General features: G+C 57.6%; 18 protein-coding genes and 3 tRNA genes. 10 read left to right on the top strand and 11 right to left on the bottom strand.

The window, feature by feature from the left end; translation table 11 throughout:
* Positions 1 to 41: 41 nt before the first annotated feature.
* Positions 42 to 1,184, top strand: a complete 1,143-nt coding sequence (locus ACWICV_RS14650; RefSeq protein WP_286134352.1) for a glycosyltransferase family 4 protein — start codon at positions 42 to 44, stop codon at positions 1,182 to 1,184.
* 67 nt (positions 1,185 to 1,251) lie between these two features.
* Here ACWICV_RS14650 and ACWICV_RS14645 read toward each other — a convergent pair.
* From ACWICV_RS14645 to dnaA, 11 genes are all read right to left on the bottom strand, one after another.
* Positions 1,252 to 1,324, bottom strand: a tRNA-Ala gene (locus tag ACWICV_RS14645).
* 95 nt (positions 1,325 to 1,419) lie between these two features.
* A tRNA-Ala gene (locus tag ACWICV_RS14640) sits at positions 1,420 to 1,492 on the bottom strand.
* A 7-nt stretch (positions 1,493 to 1,499) separates the two neighbouring features.
* Positions 1,500 to 1,619, bottom strand: coding sequence for a DLW-39 family protein (locus tag ACWICV_RS14635; RefSeq protein WP_219844366.1), 120 nt, complete (start codon positions 1,617 to 1,619; stop codon positions 1,500 to 1,502).
* 31 nt (positions 1,620 to 1,650) lie between these two features.
* Positions 1,651 to 1,724: transfer RNA gene (locus ACWICV_RS14630), tRNA-Ile, on the bottom strand.
* A 122-nt stretch (positions 1,725 to 1,846) separates the two neighbouring features.
* Complete coding sequence (locus tag ACWICV_RS14625; protein ID WP_133833758.1) at positions 1,847 to 2,455, bottom strand: DUF3566 domain-containing protein; 609 nt, start codon at positions 2,453 to 2,455, stop codon at positions 1,847 to 1,849.
* Positions 2,452 to 5,079: a DNA gyrase subunit A gene (gene gyrA, locus ACWICV_RS14620; RefSeq protein ID WP_400289696.1), complete on the bottom strand. Its 2,628-nt coding sequence runs from the start codon at positions 5,077 to 5,079 to the stop codon at positions 2,452 to 2,454. Before gyrA ends, ACWICV_RS14625 begins: the two co-directional genes overlap by 4 nt.
* Positions 5,080 to 5,136: 57 nt before the next feature.
* Positions 5,137 to 7,140: a DNA topoisomerase (ATP-hydrolyzing) subunit B gene (gene gyrB, locus ACWICV_RS14615; RefSeq protein WP_454091272.1), complete on the bottom strand. Its 2,004-nt coding sequence runs from the start codon at positions 7,138 to 7,140 to the stop codon at positions 5,137 to 5,139.
* Positions 7,141 to 7,483: 343 nt separating this feature from the next.
* On the bottom strand, positions 7,484 to 8,041 hold the full coding sequence (locus tag ACWICV_RS14610; RefSeq protein WP_400289698.1) for a DUF721 domain-containing protein: 558 nt from the start codon (positions 8,039 to 8,041) through the stop codon (positions 7,484 to 7,486).
* A complete protein-coding gene (recF, locus tag ACWICV_RS14605; protein WP_400289700.1) occupies positions 8,034 to 9,197 on the bottom strand; it encodes a DNA replication/repair protein RecF in 1,164 nt (387 codons plus the stop codon). Before recF ends, ACWICV_RS14610 begins: the two co-directional genes overlap by 8 nt.
* A gap of 58 nt (positions 9,198 to 9,255) precedes the next feature.
* Positions 9,256 to 10,383 carry a DNA polymerase III subunit beta gene (dnaN, locus tag ACWICV_RS14600; protein ID WP_105658692.1) on the bottom strand — a complete coding sequence of 376 codons (1,128 nt, stop codon included), beginning with the start codon at positions 10,381 to 10,383 and terminating at the stop codon, positions 9,256 to 9,258.
* A 466-nt stretch (positions 10,384 to 10,849) separates the two neighbouring features.
* A complete protein-coding gene (dnaA, locus tag ACWICV_RS14595) occupies positions 10,850 to 12,286 on the bottom strand; it encodes a chromosomal replication initiator protein DnaA (protein ID WP_105658693.1) in 1,437 nt (478 codons plus the stop codon).
* A gap of 516 nt (positions 12,287 to 12,802) precedes the next feature.
* On the opposite strand from dnaA, the gene rpmH reads away from it, so the two are divergent.
* The 9 genes from rpmH to ACWICV_RS14550 all read left to right on the top strand — a co-directional run bounded on the left by rpmH (position 12,803) and on the right by ACWICV_RS14550 (position 20,974).
* Entirely contained in the window at positions 12,803 to 12,940 is a 138-nt protein-coding gene (gene rpmH / locus ACWICV_RS14590) for a 50S ribosomal protein L34 (RefSeq protein WP_075972541.1), read from the top strand.
* Positions 12,941 to 13,004: 64 nt separating this feature from the next.
* Positions 13,005 to 13,358 (top strand): ribonuclease P protein component, encoded by a 354-nt coding sequence (gene rnpA, locus ACWICV_RS14585; RefSeq protein WP_105658694.1) that lies wholly within the window; start codon positions 13,005 to 13,007, stop codon positions 13,356 to 13,358.
* Positions 13,358 to 13,735, top strand: a complete 378-nt coding sequence (gene yidD, locus ACWICV_RS14580; RefSeq protein WP_105662201.1) for a membrane protein insertion efficiency factor YidD — start codon at positions 13,358 to 13,360, stop codon at positions 13,733 to 13,735. The genes rnpA and yidD overlap by 1 nt, the downstream gene beginning before the upstream one ends.
* On the top strand, positions 13,735 to 14,709 hold the full coding sequence (gene yidC, locus ACWICV_RS14575) for a membrane protein insertase YidC (RefSeq protein WP_400289703.1): 975 nt from the start codon (positions 13,735 to 13,737) through the stop codon (positions 14,707 to 14,709). The genes yidD and yidC overlap by 1 nt, the downstream gene beginning before the upstream one ends.
* Before the next feature lie 2 nt (positions 14,710 to 14,711).
* On the top strand, positions 14,712 to 15,239 hold the full coding sequence (locus tag ACWICV_RS14570; protein ID WP_133833763.1) for a Jag family protein: 528 nt from the start codon (positions 14,712 to 14,714) through the stop codon (positions 15,237 to 15,239).
* 46 nt (positions 15,240 to 15,285) lie between these two features.
* Positions 15,286 to 15,927: a 16S rRNA (guanine(527)-N(7))-methyltransferase RsmG gene (gene rsmG, locus ACWICV_RS14565; RefSeq protein ID WP_105662203.1), complete on the top strand. Its 642-nt coding sequence runs from the start codon at positions 15,286 to 15,288 to the stop codon at positions 15,925 to 15,927.
* 177 nt (positions 15,928 to 16,104) lie between these two features.
* Complete coding sequence (locus ACWICV_RS14560) at positions 16,105 to 17,028, top strand: ParA family protein (RefSeq protein WP_105658699.1); 924 nt, start codon at positions 16,105 to 16,107, stop codon at positions 17,026 to 17,028.
* Positions 17,029 to 17,226: 198 nt separating this feature from the next.
* Positions 17,227 to 18,420 carry a ParB/RepB/Spo0J family partition protein gene (locus tag ACWICV_RS14555; protein WP_400289706.1) on the top strand — a complete coding sequence of 398 codons (1,194 nt, stop codon included), beginning with the start codon at positions 17,227 to 17,229 and terminating at the stop codon, positions 18,418 to 18,420.
* Positions 18,421 to 20,626: 2,206 nt separating this feature from the next.
* Entirely contained in the window at positions 20,627 to 20,974 is a 348-nt protein-coding gene (locus ACWICV_RS14550) for an ATP-binding protein (protein WP_402472036.1), read from the top strand.
* Positions 20,975 to 22,385 lie beyond the last annotated feature (1,411 nt).

The raw sequence follows: 22,385 nt of genomic DNA, 5'->3' as shown, positions 1-22,385 counted from the left end.
ATATTCACTTGCGTGTAATTGACGAAAAGCATGCTGAAGATGTGAAGGTAGCAATCGTCGCTGAATCGTTCCTTCCCCATTTCAATGGGGTCACCAACTCAATCCTCAAGACGCTGGATCACCTCAGGCAGACTGGCCAGGAGGCCGTGGTCATTACCCCTGCAGGCTCGCTGGCAGGGGAGCTGTCAGGCCATGGCGTGCCAAAGCTCTATCAGGGCTTCAAGATCCTCACAGTTCCGTCGATGCCTTTGGCAAGCTATCCCGAGGTTCGGGTAGCTGCCACCAGTGTGGCGCGCCTGCGCAAGATGCTGGCTCGAGAGCGCGTCGACGTAGTTCATCTGGCTAGCCCGTTCATCCTTGGATGGCAGGCTCTGCGCGCTGCACAGGAACTCGAATTGCCCACCGTGGCGCTGTATCAGACCGAGGTTCCCAGCTACGCGGCACGCTACAAAATGCCGTGGCTGACGCAGAGGCTCTGGGAGCACGTCAGAGCGATCCACACGGGTGCGGACCTCACTCTGGTTCCAAGCACGTTTTCCTACCACCAGCTCGAATCTCTGGGCGTTCCGCGGCTTGCCATTTCAGGCAGGGGAGTAGATACAGCGCAGTTCACGCCAAGACGGCGAAGCGAGCAGTTCAGGCAGGCGGTTGCCCCGAATGACGAGGTAGTCATTGGCTACGTCGGCCGGCTGGCAGCAGAGAAGCAGGTCGCGGACCTGCAGGCCCTGGCGAGTCTTGAGAATACTCGGCTGGTGATCGTCGGTTCCGGCCCACTCGAGGACGAACTGCGCAGCCTTTTGCCCAACGCCCACTTCACCGGTTTCCTTTCCGGGGAACGCTTGGCCGAGGTCATGGCTTCGATGGACATCTTTGTGCATCCTGGCGCCTCAGAGACCTTTTGCCAGACCATTCAGGAAGCCATGGCCTGTGGTGTGCCTGTCGTGGCCGTAGGCCGTGGGGGACCGCTGGATCTGGTGGATTCCTCGCGCACGGGCTGGCTCTATCAGCCAGGAAACCTTAGTGAGCTGCGCAGTCGGGTCAGCGACTTGGCCTATGACGATGCCAAACGGCTGGCTTTTGCCAGCGCTGCGCTTAGCAGTGTCCAGGATCGGTCCTGGCACAGCATTGGCGAGCAGCTTATTGGACACTATGAGCATGTCCGGATGGCCCGGATCCGGCACTAGCGAAATAGAATTTTCTTCTGGATACGCAAAAGGCGGAAAGTTTTCACTTTCCGCCTTTTGGCAAATGTGGAGCCTAGGAGAATCGAACTCCTGACATTCTGCTTGCAAAGCAGACGCTCTACCAACTGAGCTAAGGCCCCGTATTCAATTTTGAAGTTTCCACTCCAAGATCAATTCATCCGAATCAATCAAAAAGAATTAGCGGAAAGTTTTCACTTTCCGCCACTTTCTTTTGTGGAGCCTAGGAGAATCGAACTCCTGACATTCTGCTTGCAAAGCAGACGCTCTACCAACTGAGCTAAGGCCCCAAAAGCTTTAGGAAACTTTATCGGCTACCTGATGCCAGGTTTCCTTCGTTTCCGACGAAGCCTTCGCTTTCTTGACCAAGACTACTGCAGCAGCCGCGATCGATGCGAGAACCAGGAACTTTTTCATTACTCCCTCTTTCTCTCCAGCAAGGTTTCCGTGGGCGTACCAAGACTTGAACTTGGGACCTCTTCGTTATCAGCGAAGCGCTCTAACCGCCTGAGCTATACGCCCTTGCTTTTGTTTTTGTTCCCTTCGGAACGAAATAAAACTTTACCGGTGTTCTCCCAAAGATACAAATCGAGCCCGGGTGTCATGCATCACAGCATGAATCCCGGGCTCGACTTGGGGTGTTCCTAGTCGTCGGTGAGGGTCACTCCGGCTCCGCCGACCAGTGAAGCAGCAATGTTGTACAGCACCGCGCCAAGCATGGAGACCACGGAAATTACCACTACGTTCACCACTGCGATGATCGTCGCGTAGGAAGCCACCTGGCCCAGCGACATGGTGTCGCGCAGGTCGAAGTTGCCGTCGGCGCCAATGGCCTCGCGCATCAGCTGGTTGAACGCATCAAAGGTTCCGGTCAGATCCAAGACAGCCCAGATGCCCACGGCGGCAACCACGGTGATCACACCGAAAGCTACCGAGAGCAGGAAGGCCAGCTTCAGAACCGAGAAGGGCTCCACCTTGGAAACCAGCAGGCGGGCCTTGCGGACCTTTGCCTTGGGCGCTGGACGAACCAGGCGATCCTGGCCATTGGCCGGACGCTGCTGGCTGGTTGGGCGCTGCGGCGCTCCTGTCGGGCGCTGGCCCGCTGGACGCGCTTGGCCTGTTGCTGGTCGTGCGCCGGCGCTAGCCGGACGGGCGCCAGTACCGGTCGGAGCCGGACGCTTTACCTGGGTAGGTCGCGGCGCTGCGCTCTTCGGGGCACCGCCGCTGGGGCGTGGCGTCGAGGGCGTGCTCATGCGTTACCTCCGTTAGTGTCGTCATCGTTTTCCGCGCCGGATTCGTTTTCTGGCACAGCCGATGACTCATCGATCGTGTTTTCTGCGTCCAACGTTACGGCATCTTCCTCCAAGTTCTCTTCGAGCTCGGTCTCAGAGTTCTTGGCAACCGCAAGGATCCGGTCCTTCTTGTCCGGCTTGGCGAAGATGACGCCCATCGTGTCGCGGCCCTTCGAAGGAACCTGTGAAACGGCCGAGCGGACCACCTTGCCCGAGCCCATCACCACCAAGACCTCATCGGTCTCGTCGACGATCAGCGCGCCAACCAGCTCACCGCGTTCCTCGTTGAGCTTGGCCACCTTAATGCCCAAACCACCGCGGGATTGCACACGGTATTCCTCCACGGTGGTGCGCTTGGCGTAGCCCTCGTTGGTCACGGTGAAGACATAGGAGCCTTCGCGGACCACATCGGCTGCCAGCAGCTCATCGTCTTCGCGGAACTTCATTCCGGTCACGCCCGAGGTTGCACGGCCCATGGGGCGCAGCGCGGTATCGGTGGCGGTGAAGCGGACCGACTGGCCCTTGCGTGAGACGAGCATCACGTCATCGGATTCACTGACCAGCTGCGCGGAGACCAGTTCATCGTCCTCGCGCAGGTTGATCGCGATCACGCCGGCGGTGCGGTTGGTGTCGTAATCCTCCAGGCGGGTCTTCTTCACCAAGCCGTTGCGGGTAGCCAGCATCAGGTAGGCCGCATCCTGGTAGGTGCGCAGGTCCAGCACCTGGGCAATGTGCTCATCCGGCTGGAAGGCCATCACGTTGGCTACGTGCTGGCCCTTGGCATCGCGGCCGGCCTCGGCCAGCTCGTAGCACTTGGTGCGGTAAACCCGGCCGTGGTTGGTGAAGAACAGCAGCCAGTTGTGGGTCGAGGTGACGAAGAAGTGCTCCACCACGTCGTCCCCGCGCAGGTTCGCGCCCTTGATGCCCTTGCCGCCACGTGCCTGCGAACGGTAGTTGTCGATGCGGGTGCGCTTGACGTAGCCGCCGCGGGTGATGGTGACGACCATTTCCTCTTCGGGAATCAGGTCTTCGACGCTCATGTCGCCGTCGTAGCCCATCAGCACCTTGGTACGGCGGTCGTCGCCATGCTTGTCGACGATCTCGGCCAGTTCTTCGGAGACTATCTGGCGCTGGCGTGCCGGATCTGCGATGATCGCCTGGAATTCGGCGATCATGCGCTCGAGCTCGGCATGGCGATCCTGGATCTTCTGGCGCTCGAGGGCGGCCAGGCGGCGCAGCTGCATGTCGAGGATGGCGCGGGACTGCGCCTCGTCGATGTCCAGCAGTTCCATCAGCCCGTCGCGCGCCGCCTCGGTGGTAGCCGAGCGGCGAATCAGGGCGATGACCTCGTCCAGGGCATCCAGGGCCTTGAGCAGGCCGCGCAGGATGTGGGCTTCTTCCTCGGCCTTCTTCAGGCGGTATTCGGTACGGCGGACGATCACTTCGATCTGGTGGGTGACCCAGTGGCGGATGAATCCATCCAGCGGCAGGGTGCGCGGCACCCCGTCGACGATCGCGAGCATGTTGGCCGAGAAGTTGGACTGCAGCTCGGTGTGCTTGTACAGGTTGTTCAGCACTACCTTGGCCACGGCATCGCGCTTGAGCACGATGACCAGGCGCTGGCCGGTGCGGCCCGAGGTCTCGTCGCGCATGTCGGCGATGCCGGCGATCTTGCCGTCGCGGACCAGTTCGGCGATCTTCACCGCGAGGTTATCCGGGTTGGCCATGTACGGCAGTTCGGTGACCACCAGGCAGGTGCGTCCCTGGATTTCCTCCACGTTGACCACTGCGCGCATGGTGATCGAGCCGCGGCCGGTGCGGTAGGCATCGGCGATGCCCTTGGTGCCCAGGATCATGGCGCCGGATGGGAAGTCCGGGCCCTTCACGCGCAGCATCAGCTCGGCGAGCAGCTCCTCGCGCGAAACTTCCGGGTTCTTCAGGTACCACTGCACGCCCTCGGCGACTTCGCGCAGGTTGTGCGGCGGGATGTTGGTGGCCATGCCCACGGCGATGCCGGAGGAGCCGTTGACCAAAAGGTTGGGGAAACGCGCCGGAAGAACCGTTGGTTCCTGGTTCTTGCCGTCGTAGTTGTCCTGGAAATCAACGGTGTTCTCGTTGATGTCGCGGACCATTTCCATGGCCAGCGGGGCCATCTTGGTTTCGGTGTAACGCTGGGCGGCGGCGCCGTCGTTGCCCGGGGAGCCGAAGTTGCCCTGGCCCAGGGCCAGCGGGTAGCGCATGACCCAGTCCTGGATCAGGCGGACCAGCGCATCGTAGATCGCGGTGTCGCCGTGCGGGTGGTACTGGCCCATGACTTCGCCGACCACGCGGGCGCACTTGTTGTACGAACGCTCCGGGCGGTAGCCGCCGTCGTACATCGCGTACAGCACGCGGCGGTGCACTGGCTTCAGGCCATCGCGCACGTCCGGCAGCGCACGGCCGACAATAACGGCCATGGCGTAGTCGAGGTACGAACGCTGCATTTCGGTCTGCAGGTCGATCTGGTCGATGCGACCGCCTTCTGGGACCGGCTCGATGATCTCGCCGTCCATTGGTGCGTTCTCAGGGGTTTGCTCGTCGCTCAATTTCTTCCCTTACAAGTCAAAAAGTCTTCGGTGGATATCTGTGGTGGCGGCGGCCGGCTAGATATCCAGGAAGCGCACGTCCTTGGCGTTCTGCTGGATGAAGTTACGGCGGGACTCGACGTCCTCGCCCATCAGCACGGAGAACACCTCGTCCGCGGCTGCGGCGTCGTCCATGGTGACCTGGCGCAGCGTGCGGTGTTCCGGATCCATGGTGGTGTCCCACAGTTCCGAGTAGTCCATCTCGCCCAGACCCTTGTAGCGCTGGATGCCGTTGTCCTTGGGCAGGCGCTTGTTCGATGCCTGGCCGGCGAGCAGCGCATCATCGCGTTCCTTATCGGAGAACACGTAGTCATGCGCTGCGTTGGACCACTTGATGCGGTACAGCGGAGGGGCTGCCAGGTAGACGTAGCCGTGCTCGATCAGCGGACGCATGAAGCGGAAGATCAAGGTCAGCAGCAGCGTGGTGATGTGCTGGCCGTCAACGTCGGCATCGGCCATCAGCACGATCTTGTGGTAGCGCAGCTTGGCCATGTCGAACTCTTCGCCGATGCCGGTGCCGAAGGCAGTGATCATCGCCTGTACTTCGGCATTGCCCAGCGCACGGTCCAGGCGGGCACGCTCCACGTTCAGGATCTTGCCGCGCAGCGGCAAGATGGCCTGGGTGTGCGGGTCGCGTCCGCGCTTGGCCGAGCCGCCTGCGGAGTCGCCCTCCACGATGAACACTTCGCACTCGGCAGGGTTCTTCGAGGAGCAGTCCGAGAGCTTGCCCGGCATGCCGAAGGATTCCATCGGCGACTTGCGGCGGGCGTTGTCGCGGGCCTTGCGGGCGGCCATGCGGGCCTGCGAAGCCAGTTGGGCCTTGCGGATGATGTCGCGGGCCACGTTCGGGTTGCGCTCGAACCAGTCGCCCAGTTCCTCGTTGACCACGCCCTGGACGAAGCCTCGGGCCATCGAGTTGCCCAGCTTGGTCTTGGTCTGGCCCTCGAACTGGGGCTCGGAGAGCTTGACCGAAATCACGGCGGTCAACCCTTCGCGGGCGTCCTCGCCGGTGAGGTTGTCGTCCTTTTCGCGCAGGATCTTGTTATCGCGTGCGTAGCGGTTGAGCAGGCCGGTCAGGGCCGCGCGGAAGCCCTCTTCGTGGGTGCCGCCTTCATGGGTGTTGATGGTGTTCGCGTAGGTGTGCACGGATTCGGCGTAGGCGCTGGTCCACTGCATCGCGATTTCCAGGCTGATGCCGCGGGCAGCATCTTCGGATTCGAAGGCAATGACCTCGTCGTGGACCAGTTCGATCTTCTTGGCGGCGTTCAGGTGCTTGACGTAGTCCAGCAGGCCGTCCTTGTACAGGTAGTCCACGGTGCGCGGCTTGACTACCTGGTTCTCGATTTCCTCCTCGACCTCGGCCTCGGGCTCTTCGTTGTCCTGCACGCGCTCATCGGTGAGGGTGATGCGCAGGCCCTTGTTCAGGAAGGCCATCTGCTGGAAACGGGCGCGAAGCGTCTCGAAATCGAATTCGGTGGTCTCGAAGATTTCCGGATCCGGGTAGAAGGTCTGGCTGGTGCCTGTCAGCTCGGTTTCTTCGCCCTTGGTCAGCTCCTGGACGGTGTGGCCGCCGTTGCCGAAGCCGATGCGCCACGCATGGCCCTGGCGGCGAACGATGGTGTCGACCTTCTCGGACAGGGCGTTCACCACGGAGATGCCCACACCGTGCAGGCCGCCGGAGACCGCGTAGCCGCCGCCGCCGAACTTGCCGCCTGCGTGCAGGATGGTCATGACAACCTCTACGGTTGGCTTGCCCTCGGTTGGGTGGATGTCTACTGGGATACCGCGGCCGTTATCTTCACAGCGCACGCCGCCATCTGCCTGCAGCGTGACGTTGATGGTGTCGCAGTAGCCAGCCAGCGCCTCATCGACGGAGTTGTCGACGACTTCGTAGACCAAGTGGTGCAGGCCTCGAGGGCCGGTGGAACCGATGTACATGCCCGGACGTTTGCGTACCGCTTCGAGTCCTTCGAGGACGGTAATATCCTGGGCGCCGTAAGTGTGTTCGACTTTGGAAGTCATCGATTCCGCGGGGGCTTGGCTTTCAGCCGGTTCCTGCGGTGAAGCATTTTCGGTAGACACGGGTGCTACGAACTCCTCGGATTTGGCGCGCGATTGCCCGCTGCGATGGATTCAGCGCGTCAGGCAATCATGGTCTGGAGGGACACCGCCACCGGGCAAGCCCGCAGCGGAGTCATTTCACTACCTCTAATTCTACCGCGTAGACCAAAATAAACGGTGACTTTGAGGCCTAAATCGCCCACCAAAAGCTGCTAATTGACGTTCTGAGGCAGTTGTGGCGATCAAGTGTGGGGGGATCCACCCTCCGGGTCCGTGAGTGCGCCATATGCCGTGCCAGCAATTTCTACCCGTATGTGTCGCGTGGACCCCGGCCGGCCACCGAACGCATGCCATGGCGCCAGGAGGGAGCATTAGGCCCGAGCACCTTGAGCACGGTGACGATCCCGGGACCCAACTCGGCATCGAATTTCTTCAGAATATCGTGGCTGAGCAGGCGCATTTGCGCAGCTCTCGCTGTTGTATCGCAGCGCATCACCACCACAGTGTCTTCAAAGGATTCCGGCTTGCAGTGCTTCGCGTTCTCCACGCCAATGATGTCGGGCCAGCGGCCGAGTACCGATCCGACCGCGACCTGGGTGTTCCAGCCGCGGGACTTGGACAAGCGGGAGACTACTTCGCCGATGGCGCGCGGATCGCGGATCGCGCCCTCGGCGGATTCCGGCTTTTCCGCGGCGAATCCGCGGCGGGCGGCTTTTCGCTTGCGCACTTTGTCCATGCGCGCCGCATCTATGCGCTTCTCGCCACGTTCTTCGGCGAGCTTTCGCATGCGGTTGAGCAGTGCTTTGGCCGCATCGATCTCTGGATCGAAGCGGTGTTCATCCCGTTCTGATGGCTCATGCATCGACAACCTGGCCAGGGGAGACCTGGAAGTAATGTCCCTTCAGTGCTTCTGGAACATCTTCGACAACGGCGGCGGTCACCAGAACCTGCTCGGCTCCGGCAACGATATGCGCCAAACGATCACGACGGGTGGTGTCCAGCTCGGCAAAGACATCATCAAGGATCAGGATGGGTCCAGAACCTGGGCGGGGATCGTCATCGCCGAAAACACGGTAGGCGGCAAGGCGCAGGGCCAGGGCAAAGGACCAGGTTTCCCCGTGCGAGGCATAGCCCTTGGCAGGGGTCGGTCCCAGGATCAGGGTCAGATCGTCCCGGTGCGGTCCAAAGAGCGAAATTCCGCGGTCGACTTCCCGACCGCGATTAACTTCAATGGCGTTCAGCAGCAGTTCCTGGATTTCTTCTTGGTCCAAGGACTCAAGATCCTCTGCCGGCAGGCTGTTTTCATCGAGTTCGCCCTCGAGCGAGGACCGGTAGACGGCGCGCGCTTCCTTCGCGCCATCGGCCAAATCCGCGTAGGCGGCCTGCATGTACGGGCGAATCAAGGCCAGGACGTCAAGGCGTCCGCGGATCAATCGAGCGCCCGTCAAGGCCAACTGCAGATCCCAGGCCTTGAGGGTGTTTTCCTGCGAGGTGCTCAGCTTGGACTTGCCGCGGATGGATTTGAGCAGGGCATTGCGTTGCTTCACGATGCGGTCGTAGTCGTTCTTGGTACCGGCGTCTACCGGGCGCAGGGCTACCAGAAGCTCGTCCAAGAATTTGCGGCGGTTGGACGGGTCGCCCTTGATCAGTGCCATGTCTTCCGGAGCGAAGAGCACGGTGCGCACCATGCCCAGGATCTCCCGAGCGCGAACCGGGTTGGCCCGGTTGATGCGGGCACGATTGACCTTCCCACTGGTGATTTCGACCTCGATCACCGTGGTTTGCGGGCCACGATGCACGGTGCCGCGAATCAGCGCGCGCTCAGAACCGAAATGCAGCAACGGGGCGTCATTGCTCACGCGATGCGAAGAGAGATTGGCCAAATAGCCAACGGACTCAACGATATTGGTTTTGCCGACGCCGTTGGGGCCGATCAGAACGTTGATCCCAGGGGCCAGGTGCACGTCGGCCTGCGCATACGAGCGGAAGCCCGTGAGTGAAAGCTGCGAGATATACACCGAGGTCCTGACAGAAAGAAGGTGGTGGATGGTTAAAGCCATCCACCACGAAATTGGCTTAGTTCGAGTTGGGCAACCGAACCGGCATCACGAGGTAGCGATACTGGTCCTGGTCATCCTCATCCAGCTTCTTCTGGCCGGTCAGCATGGCCGGCTTGGGCGCACTGGTGAAGGAGAAGCGCACGAAATCGGTATTGAAGGAGTTCAGGCCTTCGGACAAGAAGGTCGGGTTGAAGGCCACGACGATGTCTTCGCCGCGAAGAGACGCAACAATAGCTTCTTCAGCCTGCGCGTCTTCGCCGGTGCCGGCATCCAAGGTCAGCTGGCCATCGGTAAAAGCCATGCGAACTGGGGTATTGCGTTCGGCAACCACCGATACACGACGAACAGCTTCCATCAGCTCGCTGGTGCGAACGGTGGCATGGATTGGGGTGTCGCTTGGGAACAGCGAGCGGATCTTCGGGTATTCGCCATTGATCAGCAACGAAGTGGTCCGGCGGTTGGAGCTTTCGAAGCCAACCATTTCGCCGTTCTCGCTCATTGCAAGCTTCAGCTCGCCAGAGCTCGAGAGAGTCTTGGCAACTTCGTTGAGGGTCTTGGCCTTGATCAGGAAGGAGGTCGAGATTTCCGCCTGGTTAGGAGTCCAATTGAGTTCACGCAGAGCCAGACGGTAGCGGTCCGTGGCCAAGAACGTGATCAGGTCGTTTTCAATTTCAACCTTGATGCCGGTGAGAACTGGCAAGGTGTCGTCCTTGGACGCCGCAACGATAACCTGCGATACAGCTTCGGAGAATGCTTGGCCATCGATAGTGCCGGCGATAGCTGGAAGTTCAGGCAGGGTTGGGTATTCATCAACTGGCATGGTGGCCAGGTGGAATCGTGAACGGCCACAGGTCAGCGAGATCTTCGAGCCTTCGGTCTCCAAGGTGACCGTCGAGTTAGGCAGCGATCGGGTGATCTCAGCCAAGAGCTTGCCGGAAACCAAGATCGAACCCTGCTCAGAAATGTCCGCGGGAATCTCAATATGCGAGGAAATCTCATAGTCGAATCCCTCGAGCCGAACCAGGCCTTCATGGGTGGTGATGAGAATGCCAGCCAAAACAGGTGATGGTGGTCGCTGTGCCAGGGACCGGGCAGTCCAGGATACGGCGTCTGCCAATACATCCTTTTCAACGCTGAACTTCACGAAAAATCCGCCTTTCGGAACCCATAAGTCTTAAGTCAGGCCAAGAAGGTTGTTCCCTCGCCAAGTTCTTAAGCATAGAGCAGGTAATTGCACGTTTTATCCATCTAATCTTGCCACGCCCTGATAGCGCAACGTCTGCTCAATGAACGAAGTGTGGACGATGCAACAAAAAAATTGTTCTGCACAGGATTTGGCTCGAGGGTGTGGAGTGGACTCGTTATTTGGATGATTAAGGGTTTAAAGGAGAAGTGTTAATAACCCTTGTGGATACTGTGGATAAGGCCTGTAACCCCAGACCCGCCCACGATTGTGCATGTGAACAATCTGTGGTTGAACGTGAGACTCAGTCCCACCATCCTGTTGATACTCAGTTCCACGATTTTTAACGTCCACATGGTTTGCGCACTTATCCGCAGGTCTTCACCAAATCATCCACAGTCTTATCCACACCTGTGATTTCTCGCCGCTAGTGCTCCCGCTGGCTCTGCTTAATCCGGTTGGTTAGCTCGGTGACCTGATTAAAGATCGCTCGACGCTCGGCCATGAGCTCACGGATCTTACGATCTGCGTGAATCACGGTGGTGTGGTCGCGGCCGCCAAGTTCTGCACCAATCTTAGGCAACGACATGTCGGTAAGCTCACGCAGCAAGTACATGGCGATCTGGCGCGCGGTGACCAAAGTACGAGTTCGCGATTTGCTGTTCAGCTCATCAATACTCAGTCCGAAGTACTCTGCGGTCTGCTTGATGATGGTCGACGGCGTGATTTCCTGGGCCCCGTCTTCGCTGATCAAGTCCTTGAGCACGGTTTCGGCCAATGCAAGGTCCACGGGCTGGTTATTCAGCGACGCGAAAGCGGTGACACGGATCAAAGCACCTTCGAGTTCCCGGATATTCGTGGAAATACGCGAAGCAATGTACTCCATGACATCACTTGGAGCTGAAAGATTTTCGGCGTCGGCCTTCTTACGCAAAATCGCAATACGCGTCTCCAGCTCTGGTGGCTGAATATCGGTCAGCAGGCCCCACTCGAAGCGCGAACGCATGCGGTCTTCGAATCCCTGCAGCTGCTTGGGAGGCAGATCAGAGGTGATGACAACCTGCTTGTTGTGGTTGTGCAGCGCATTGAAGGTATGGAAGAACTCTTCCTGGGTAGCGTCCTTGTTGGCCAAGAACTGAATGTCGTCAATGAGCAGAATGTCGACATTGCGGTAAGTCTGCTTGAAACTTGCGCCCTCGTCGTCGCGGATCGAGTTGATGAAATCATTGGTGAACTCTTCGGAGTTAACGTAGCGCACGCGGATGCCCTTGTAGAGATGGCGTGCGTAGTGGCCAATGGCATGCAGCAAGTGAGTCTTGCCCAGACCTGAATCACCATAGATGAACAGCGGGTTGTAGGCCTTGGCCGGCGCTTCGGCAACAGCAACGGCTGCGGCGTGGGCAAAGCGGTTCGATGAGCCGATCACGAAGGTGTCGAAAATGTACTTCGGGTTCAGCCGGCCGAACTCCTGCGAATTCGATGGGGGAGTTGGCTGCGGTGCTGGCTGGGGGCGCGGACCAGGAGTCTCAACGACTGCTGGAGCTGACGGCGCGGCGGCTTTGGCTTCAGGCTCATCTTCTTCGAGCTCATCCGAGAGCGAGAGATCAACGCTGACGGCGCAACGGATCTCGTCCTGGAAGACTTCTCGCAGTGCTTCATCCAGCGGCTCGCGCAGCTGAGTCTGCAGAATATCGCGGGTGAGGTCATTGGGTACCGCAACTAAGAGCGTCGTACCGATTAGTCCCTGAGGTTTAGCCAGCGATACGAAGGCACGGTAACGCGCCTTGACGCGATCATCATCCTCGATCTTCCGGATGACTTGGCGCCAAGAGCTACCAATGCTATTGGTTTCGTCGCTGCTCACTAAGGGCGCCCCGCTTCCGTTTAAATGCAATCTTGGTCACAAGAATCCTGTTTCCAGGCTTCTAAAACGTCGTTTTCTGGACCACGTCTGCATTGATTCTATCCATCATCCACACAGTTATGCACAGCTCCGTGGAAAAACCGGGTGTTATTACTGTGGAAAACGGGTTTTCCCTTGAAATCAAGCGTTTTTCGCTGCGAGATGACTAGCTGTTTTGCGGAAAACTGTGAATTTTCTTTCGTTATGCACAGCCTTAATCCACAAGTCTGGGGTAGATTATTCACAGGCCGACTCTCGAAGCAGGGAGCATGGGCAGAACTCTTGCGCCAATTTGACCTTGCGCGCATAGTTTTCTATTGTTATTCAGTCCTATGCGCATCTTTTTGCGACTTGCTCATTTTTGGAAGAGCCCGCGAAAAAAGCGCATTTTATAAAAAGCACGAGCGTCATCCTGTTGTTATCCAGCTAGCTAGTAACGGGTAGTACGCATCATCTAAAACGTTTTGGAGTGTCACCGTGAGCAAGCGGACTTTTCAGCCTAACAACCGTCGTCGTTCGAAGAAGCATGGCTTCCGCCTTCGTATGCGTACCCGTGCAGGTCGTGCCATCCTTTCGGCACGTCGCGGCAAGGGTCGCACCGAGCTGTCCGCATAAATTTGCGAAACAGCTCTTGGCAGCATGACTTCAACGAGCTCAGCTAAAGAGCAACCCGAAGCCGATGTTGCCTAAGAATCAGCGACTGCGCCTAGCGCAAGACCTTACAGCCACTGTACGTTCCGGCGTCCGAAGCGGACGCCGGAACGTCGTGCTATATGCACGGCACCGAGAAACCGAAGAGTTCCTTGGTGACAGGTTTGGATTCATTGTTTCCAAGGCTGTAGGTATTGCCGTTAAAAGGAACCTCACCAAACGACGAATGCGGGAAATCGCCCACGAGCTGCGGCGCGTGGACGGCGACGTCGATTTCGTCTTCCGTGCACTTCCTGGCGCCGCCGAACTCTCTTGGGAAGAACTCAACTCCCAGGTCAATTCAGCCTTCTCCGCTGTTTTGCGCAAGATTGAGGCGCGCTGATGCGTAAGGACTTAGCTCCGCGTACCGGTTTGCTGTGGTTCATCATCGATATCCCACGCAACATCGTTATCGGGCTGCTCAAGACTTACCGAAAACTCATCTCGCCACTATATGGCGATGTATGCCGATACTTTCCTAGCTGTTCTGCCTATGGGCTCGAAGCAGTGACTCAGCACGGCGTTGTCAAAGGCGCCGGATTGACCACTTGGCGGATTCTCCGATGCAATCCGTGGTCCCACGGAGGCGTCGACCACGTTCCTGAGGGACCGAGGATTTGGCCAGAAGGCAAACTGCCGAGGATCATAGTTCTGAATCATCCTGTGATTCCCGACGATGAAGACGCCGCGGAAAGCGGCCGCAAGGAGCTCGACCACTGATGAACAACTTCCTAGACACGATACTGACTCCGTTTACGTACGTAGTCTCGTGGGTTCTGTGGGCATTCCACGAACTGTTCACCGCGATTGGAATGAACGGGGATTCGGGTGTTACCTGGACCTTGTCGATCATCTTCCTCGTGCTGCTGATCCGTACTTTGCTGATCCCAGTGTTCGTCAAGCAGATCAAGTCCCAGCGCGCGATGCAGGCACTGCAGCCTGATCTGCGCAAGCTGCAGGCCAAGTACAAGGGCAAGACCGACCAGATGTCGCGCCAGGCTATGGTTCAGGAGCAGCAGGCGCTGTTCAAGAAGCATAAGACCAACCCGCTGTCTTCCTGCTTGCCCCTGCTCGTGCAGATGCCGTTCTTCTTCGCGCTGTTCCGCGTTCTGAACGAAGCCTCCCGCGCCAGCGATGATGGACGTTCGATCGGCGCTCTGTCCGCTGAGCACATCCGCAGCTTCGACAATTCCTCGATCCTGGGCGCTCCGCTGTCCGAGACCTTCTTGGGCACCATCAATTCCGGTGCCATCAACTGGGCAGTGATCATCGTTGCGGTGGTCATGATCCTTGCAATGACCGCATCGCAGTTCTTCACCCAGCGACAGCTGATGACCAAGAACATGAGCAAGGAGGCCCTCGAGGGCCCGTTCATGCAGCAGCAGAAGATGATGCTGTACATCCTGCCCCTGGTCTTCGGTATCGGTGGTATCAACTTCCCAATCGGTGTGCTGATTTACTGGACCGCTTCGAACCTGTGGACCCTGGGCCAGCAGTTCTGGGTTATCCGCAACAACCCGACCCCTGGTTCGGAAGCAGAGCGCGAACTTAACGTTCGCCGCGCCGCCAAGGGCCTGCCTCCAGTAGGCGTGAAGAAGGAAGACGCTGACGCCGCTGCCGCCGCCGCGGCGGAGCAACAGGCCAAGGGCCAGCGTGAACAGCCGCAGCGCAAGAACCGTCGAAAGAAGAAGTAGCCATGACTGCAACTGAGAACATCGACGCACCAGAACTGGAAAACCAGATCGAAGACGACCAGGAAGTTCTGGACGAGGGCGACGTCGCCGCCGACTACCTCGAAGAGCTTCTGGACATTGCAGATCTGGACGGCGATATCGACATCGAGATCCGCGGTGGCCGCACCTACATCTCGATCCTTGCCGAGGACGCAGACGCCTCGTTGGAGAGCCTCGTAGGCAAGGATGGAGAAGTCCTCGATGCCCTCCAGGAACTCACCCGGCTGGCAGTGCTCACTGCTACCGGTGAACGTTCGCGCTTGATCCTGGATATTGCCGGCTACCGCGCAGAGCGCGCAGAACTGCTCCGCAAGATCGCTGAAGATGCTATTGCGTCGGTACGCGAAACCGGCGAGAAGACCCACTTGGATCCAATGAGCGCCTACGAGCGCAAGCTCGTGCACGACGTGATCGCCGATGCAGGACTGCACTCGGAATCCGAGGGTGAATCGACCCGACGCCATATCGTTATTTCGGTACTGGACAGCTAAGAACCATCACGCGAGAGCGTGCTGATCGACCTAAGGACCAACGACCATGACTGAGGACCTCAGCCTTACTGCAGAAGAGACCCTGGCTGCCGAGAAGATCTTCGGTGACCGCCTGGATCTTGCCAAGCGCTATGTGGAGCATCTGGCGACCTCGGGCATTGAGCGCGGGCTTCTTGGCCCACGGGAAGTACCCCGTCTGTGGTCCCGTCACGTGCTCAACTGCGCCGTGATCGAAGAGGTCATGGAGAAGGACGCCGAGGTAGCCGACGTAGGCTCCGGTGCTGGCCTTCCAGGGCTCTGCTTGGCAATCGCCCGCGCGGACCTCAAATTGACGCTTATTGAGCCTCTGGAGCGCCGCTGCATCTGGCTCTCCGAGGTTATCGATGATCTGGGTCTGGACAACGTCACCGTGATGCGTGGCCGTGCAGAGCAGATGGTCGACGTCGTCAACGCACGCTATGTCACGGCCCGTGCCGTATCTGCTCTGACCAACTTGGCTGGACTGACTATTCCATTGCTACACGGACAGGGCGAGCTCATCGCCATCAAGGGCCGCTCCGCTGTCGAAGAGATCGCTAAGGCTACCAAGGCGATCCGCAAGCTTGGCGGCAGGGAAACCGAAGTGCTCACTGTGGGCGAAAGCATCCTTGCAGAGCCAACCACGGTGGTTCGCATCAAGGTTGGCTAAGGTTGACGCGATAGTCTGTTAAATAGTTATAGAAGCGAAATGGCTTTCATCCTCATAGTTTTCGAGGATGAAGCCATTTCGCAATCTGCATGACTTGTTTTGAATGTTTCACGTGAAACATTATCGGTGCACGCCATGAGCATTAGGTGCATCAATTCACGAGGAGGAGTTTTACCTTTGTCTAAGACTAAGGATTCATCGGATAGCGCGTTTGATTTCAACGACTCGTCCTCGCCTTTGGCTACTCAGATAGCTAGTGAACATCGTCGTCGCGAAGCTTTGGAGGCCCGCAAGGTGCCAATGCCTGAGAAGACCCGCTATTTCACCATTTCCAACCAGAAGGGTGGCGTAGGCAAGACGACGACCACGGTCAACCTTGCCGCTGCCCTGGCCAAGGGCGGGCTAAACGTCCTGGTCATTGATATCGACCCGCAGGGCAACGCTTCTACCGCGCTGGGCATTGAACACCACGCTGAAGTAGACAGCATTTATGACGTGTTAATCAATGATCTTCCATTGGCTGACGTAGTAGCCACATGCCCAGACTTGCCAACCCTGCAGGTCGCTCCTGCAACCATTCACCTGGCAGGCGCTGAAATCGAGTTGGTTTCATTAGTAGCCCGCGAACAGCGCCTGCAGCGCGCCCTGGATGACTACGCGCGTACCCGCCAGCGCAAGGGGCTGCCTCGCTTGGACTACGTCTTCATCGACTGCCCACCAAGCCTAGGCCTGCTGACCGTTAACGCCTTCGTTGCCGCTCGTGAAGTTCTCATCCCAATCCAGTGCGAGTACTATGCGCTCGAGGGCCTGAGCCAGTTACTGAAGAACATTGAAATGATCCAGAAGCATTTGAACTCCAAGCTGACGGTTTCGACGATACTGCTGACCATGTACGACGGTCGCACGAATTTGGCCGCGCAGGTCGCCAACGAAGTCCGTGAGCACTTCCCAGAGCAGGTGCTCAAGGCCGTCATCCCTCGTTCGGTACGAATCTCTGAAGCGCCGAGCTACCAGCAGACCGTCATTACTTATGATCCAAATTCGACTGGTGCATTGTCGTACTCCGAAGCAGCCGTAGAGATGGCTGAACGAGGCGCTTAAGACCTTATAAATACGTTTCACGCTGAAAAAGATCATCCCCTTAGATTTTCGTTTGTTTTTCCAGATCTATCTGATGCGGATGCGAGATTCGTACGGTGAGAGCCACAGCTGACGCACTGTGCGCATCCCCGGTTCAAAGCCAAAAAACAGTAGACTAGTCTCGGGCTGAAATTTCGGATGAAAGGGCGTGCGAAGAACATGGCAGATAAGAAGCGGGGATTGGGCAGGGGACTGGGTGCCCTTATTTCCAGCTCACCGGCGACGGCGGCTCCTGAAGAAAACCAGAATGTTTCACGTGAAACAGCTCCTGTAGAACCGGCCGCGGAAGCGTCGAAGACGCGCGCTACACGTCCTGTCGATATGTTCTTCGAACCGGGACGCAAGTCTTCGGCACCTAAGGCGCCAACCACTCCCGCAAAGCCGGCAAAGCGCGCTCGCGCAACTATGCCTGGCTTGAATACAACTCTTGGGGGAAAGAATACCTCTGCACCTCAGGAAGACGCATCAGCTGAGAGACCAGCACCTAAGAAGACCGAGCCGCAACCTGTAAAATCAGACTCTCCCGATCTTGTCGAAGTTCCTGGCGCACAGTTCGCTGAACTCGACGTCCAGCTGATTCACCCAAATCGCAAGCAGCCGCGTACCAACTTCGATCAGGAGCACATGGATGAACTCATCCATTCGATCCGCGAAATTGGATTGCTTCAACCTATCGTGGTCCGCCCTTCCCGCGAGAAAGATGACGCTCCGTATGAGCTGGTCATGGGTGAACGCCGTTGGCGCGCGACACAGGCGGCTGGCCTAGCGACTATCCCGGCCATTATCCGCGACACGCATGACACCGATCTGTTGCGCGACGCCTTGCTCGAGAACCTGCATCGCTCACAACTGAATCCACTGGAAGAGGCCGCTGCTTATCAGCAGCTTCTAGAAGAGTTCAATTGCACCCAGGAAGTGCTTTCAGAACGAATCGGACGATCCCGTTCGCAGATTTCCAATACGATTCGCTTGATGAAACTACCTCCACTCGTTCAGCGTCGTGTTGCGGCTGGCGTTCTTTCTGCCGGTCATGCGCGCGCGTTGCTAGGACTGTCGAACAACGAAGTCATCGAGCAGCTGGCTCAGCGAATCATCAATGAGGGCTTGTCCGTGCGCGCGACCGAAGAAGCAGTGGCACTGAGTGACGACAAGCCACGAAAGCCAGCAAAGAAGGCGCGAGAGACCCAGCGCAATGAACGCCTGGACTTCCTGGCAACTTCGCTCGCGGACCGCTTGGACACTAACGTCAAGATTCAGCTTGGCAGCCGCAAGGGCAAAGTCAGCATCGAGTTCGCTTCGGTGGATGATCTGAACCGCATCATGCAGGTTATTGATCCGACTATGAACTCGTAATTTCATGAACTGGCGCATGTTTCACGTGAAACATGCGCCTTCCTTGTATCTAGAGCCTGTGTTTCACGTGGAACAAATACTCCATGCGAGGTTACTGCCAACCAAGTATGAGCGCGGCACATGGAGATGAATCGTTGGTGGGTAGGAAACCGCTGCTGTCCATAAACGGATACTTAGGTGTGCCCGCATAGCTTTCGCATCAAATGGATCATGAACCACAGCAAGCATAAAACTGATTGTTGGCATCCGCCGTTGGCTTATCAAAGAGGGAACGTACACGCCGATGGCATGAGCACGAAGTAGCCACGACACTGTCCAGAAATGTAGAGAAAGCAGGACACACCGTACCAGGTTCGGGATTGGCACCGAATCGCTGAGCCGAGCCCTTCACCTCGCTTCGTAACCATTCTCCGATGCCTGCTCCTGAGGATCAGCGAGCCATTCAGTTTAGGTCACCGAAATGCCTCCACTTAATGAATTCAACGGAGAACGGGAAGAGGATAGAACGCATGATTCGACTCGCCTGGCTGCGGGAACTACCCCAGCGGATACGGATTTGGGCAGCCAGTATTCTGCTTGGTAGGACATCCGGGGCGATAGGCGCCGCATTTGGTGCACAGTATTCCGGCTACCTTCCAGTGCGAAGGAGAACACAAGGTGCGATCAGTAGAGACACTGATGGTTTTCGCGGTCTATCCCTGCCTGGCTCTACTCCATCTAATGCGCAGTGGCATGTGTCAGCCATGCTTCTTAGATTGTTCGAGGACTGATGTGCAAGGGAGCCAGGATGCTGTCGGCAACTGAGCACAACTCCGAAAACATTGGACCGAGAAGCCGTATCGGGCGATTCCAAGGGTACGTTTCATCGTTCTTGCTTAGGGCAGATATGCAACGGCGTTGAGCAAGGACTGCATACAGCATATTCTGGAACAGCAAGATCAGATAGTCAGGCATACCGTGATGACTCTCTGAGCAGCAAGGTGGGCGTGTAGCGACGCCACGAGAGCCGGGAGTCGGGTAGGGGAGAGGAAGGCTCGCACGAAGGCCGTGAAGGGCCAAGGAAGGCCGCTATGGACTTATGGCAGGACCAACCGGGGGCAAGTTCGGAGGGGTGCCAACGCTAACTGAATGCTAACCATTGAACGACTTTTGAATATTCACCCCACCTGATCCATTCAACAGACACTCTGAGGGAAGGATCAATGTGGAACAGTACGCAGAGATCCGTCGACTGCATTGAGCAGAAAGCGTGCCAATAACGGCGATCTCGCGGCGACTTGGCATCCCACGTAACACCGTATGCTCAGCATTGGCAGTCACCGAGTCTGCAAATGACCTGTAGACGAAGCGTGGTTCCATCGCTGACGCTTTCGAACCAGAAACCCGCAGGCTGGTCTGCGAGTATCCGCGCATGCCGGCGACGGCCATCGACGAACGAATCGAATGAACGAATTCCATCTCCACGTTGAAGAACCGGGTCGCACTGATATGTCCGGAATACACGAACGTGGGCCCTGCGGACCGGTTGGTCCACGAATCAGGGCAAGCCGCGCAAGTGGATCTGTGGTTCCCCAAGCTACGGACACCTGTCGGATCCGACCAGGCTCTGATGCTGCCGGAGCTGATGATGAGGCTGTCGCATTTGAGGGTGTTCAAAGCGCTGATGATTCCTAGTTGGCAATGCCCGGATCTGAGCGTTGGGATGTGGAGCTAGAACGACGATGATGACGCGGTCCTCAAGAGCAGAATCTGGGACCGTGAATCCGCGATTCGGAAGCAAAAGGAAAGACACGGAAGCCAGTTCAGTGCTTGCCGAGCCGCTGGCTAGCAGGACCATTCTGGCTCCACCGAGAGATTCTGAGTTCAAGGAGCAAACCGAATGCAACCAGTTGCTTGAATCCTCTTTCCTTCAGAATCTCAGCAAACAGCTCGACGGGTGTCTACCGAAAGCCAATGTACACCGTTCAGCCCGATCCAGGTCCGGAGCATCGACCGGTCGCCGTAGGCTCTAGGCACAATGATCATCTCGCCTTCGATGCCATCAGTACCGGGCTCAGCCATCGGGCACGATGGAGAAGGACCTATAGCATGAGTCTGGGCCGCAATAATTATTTGGTGCATCCTTCAGACATTGGCCGGATTGTTGATTCCACGGTGACCATGGATAGAGGGTCTGCGGCCAGTTGGTGGTGGCTGATCCTCCGCGGTGCTGGACAAGCTGAATATTGGACTTTTCGAGAGCCGCCAGTATTGCGGTTCTGAGCCACCCAGTATTCTGTCCGCGCGCGCCGGTGGTTGCGTCTTGCTGATGGATGAGTGGCTTTTGGATCCTCCAGCCGGCGGGTTGCTGAGAATCATCTTCGAGCTCATAGGGTGGCGGTATGACGCTGCATCCACCATTTTCTGTACGCAGTACAAGCAATCGGATTGGCGTGCCCGGCTGGACGCTGGTGCGTTGGCCGACGCGATCATGGATCATGTCGTGCACGATACGATTTGGGTTGAGACCGGTGGGCTCAACATGTGTGAGGTGTACTCTCGGCCGGAGCATTAGCCACGGGGCGTTGATTCGATGGAATCCTCGTTCAGGACTGCCTGCCGGACTGATGATCCGGCAGGTGGCTCTAAGGGAGACTATTGGGTGGATCTGAACCACAATAACGACTGGCCCAGAAGCGCAATATTGGGTGGCTCTCAAACCACCGAATATTCACAATCACCAGATGATTACCGATCCGGCACATGTGCAGATTACTGCGTTGTGCGTTGAGCAAGATCCGACGCACAACCGTTATTTGGCCACGACCACGGCCGCGTGGTCGCGTCACGCTAGGTATCGGCCGGCAATAGAATCCCTTGCCTGGACATCCACGACTTTCATGATGACCAGTAATGCGTACTTCGGAAGAAACGATTGAGCAGTTGGCGAGAGCCATGAAAATGCCATCAATCTGTCGGACGTGCAAGTAGCATGTTGATCCAGCACATGATGAGGGATGGACTCGTGAAGCCTGCCGGGCCAGGACGGCGATCATCCCGACAGCTATGCTCGTGACCTGTAGAGGACCGCCATGGGCGGTGAATATTAACTCGCGTATTGCGCTGGGTGTCAAAGCCTGCCGGCAGTGGTATCCAATGCTCTTCGATGAACAGCTCTGGCTGCGCGTAAAGGTTGGTGGCGGCGCATCACGGAGGGAAATCGACTCATGGGTTGCTGCGTCTTATGCAATACAAACTGTTGATCATCGTCAAGGTGGATTACGTTCCATTCGGTGCTGCGGCCGTTGATGCAGCTGATCGTTATTAGCAGAAGTCGGTGCTAACCAGGTCCAATCCGCCGATTGTCCGCTGGGGTGAGGCCAATGGTGCCCAGGTTGATGCCTCGGCGAATACTGATTGCTTGGTTCACCCTGAGGAGAGGCTGTCTTCGCCTAACCATCCATATCGGGCGAAGAACCGTCCGGTTTGCTGACCAATGCCGAGCTGGCGTAGGGAGAATTGGACGGTACAGGTCCGATTCCGTTTGACGATAAGAAGGCGATCTTCAGTTGGCGTTGCGGGCATGACCGGAACTTCTTATGTCGAATGCGCCATGCCGTGCGATGGGGGAGTGGTACTAGCTTTTCCCGAAGCCATTACGCGCACCCTGAGCCAGGGCACGCTGATGAGAATCAACGACTCCATTAAGATTCCTGACGCAGGTGTGGGATTAACATTGGTGCGCACCCTTGCCGAACCGACATCCAGATCTCTAGAAATCCGAGTTCGAGCTGTCATGAAATCGTGTCACCGTCTCTCGAATTTCTTGAATCGGCGACTGCGACTGGTGGGGAGCGGAACCGCAACATGGACACTGAAAGCAGCTGCCTTGAAGCAACGTTTCACGTGAAACATAATCCAGACCGTCCTTCGAACCTGCTGACGTCTGCGAAGCGAAACGTGTTTCACGTGAAACAGTAACTAGA

Source organism: Glutamicibacter sp. NPDC055354 (assembly GCF_053644955.1).
Note: the sequence above shows the minus strand (reverse complement) of the source record. Positions and strands in the feature narration are given on the sequence as shown.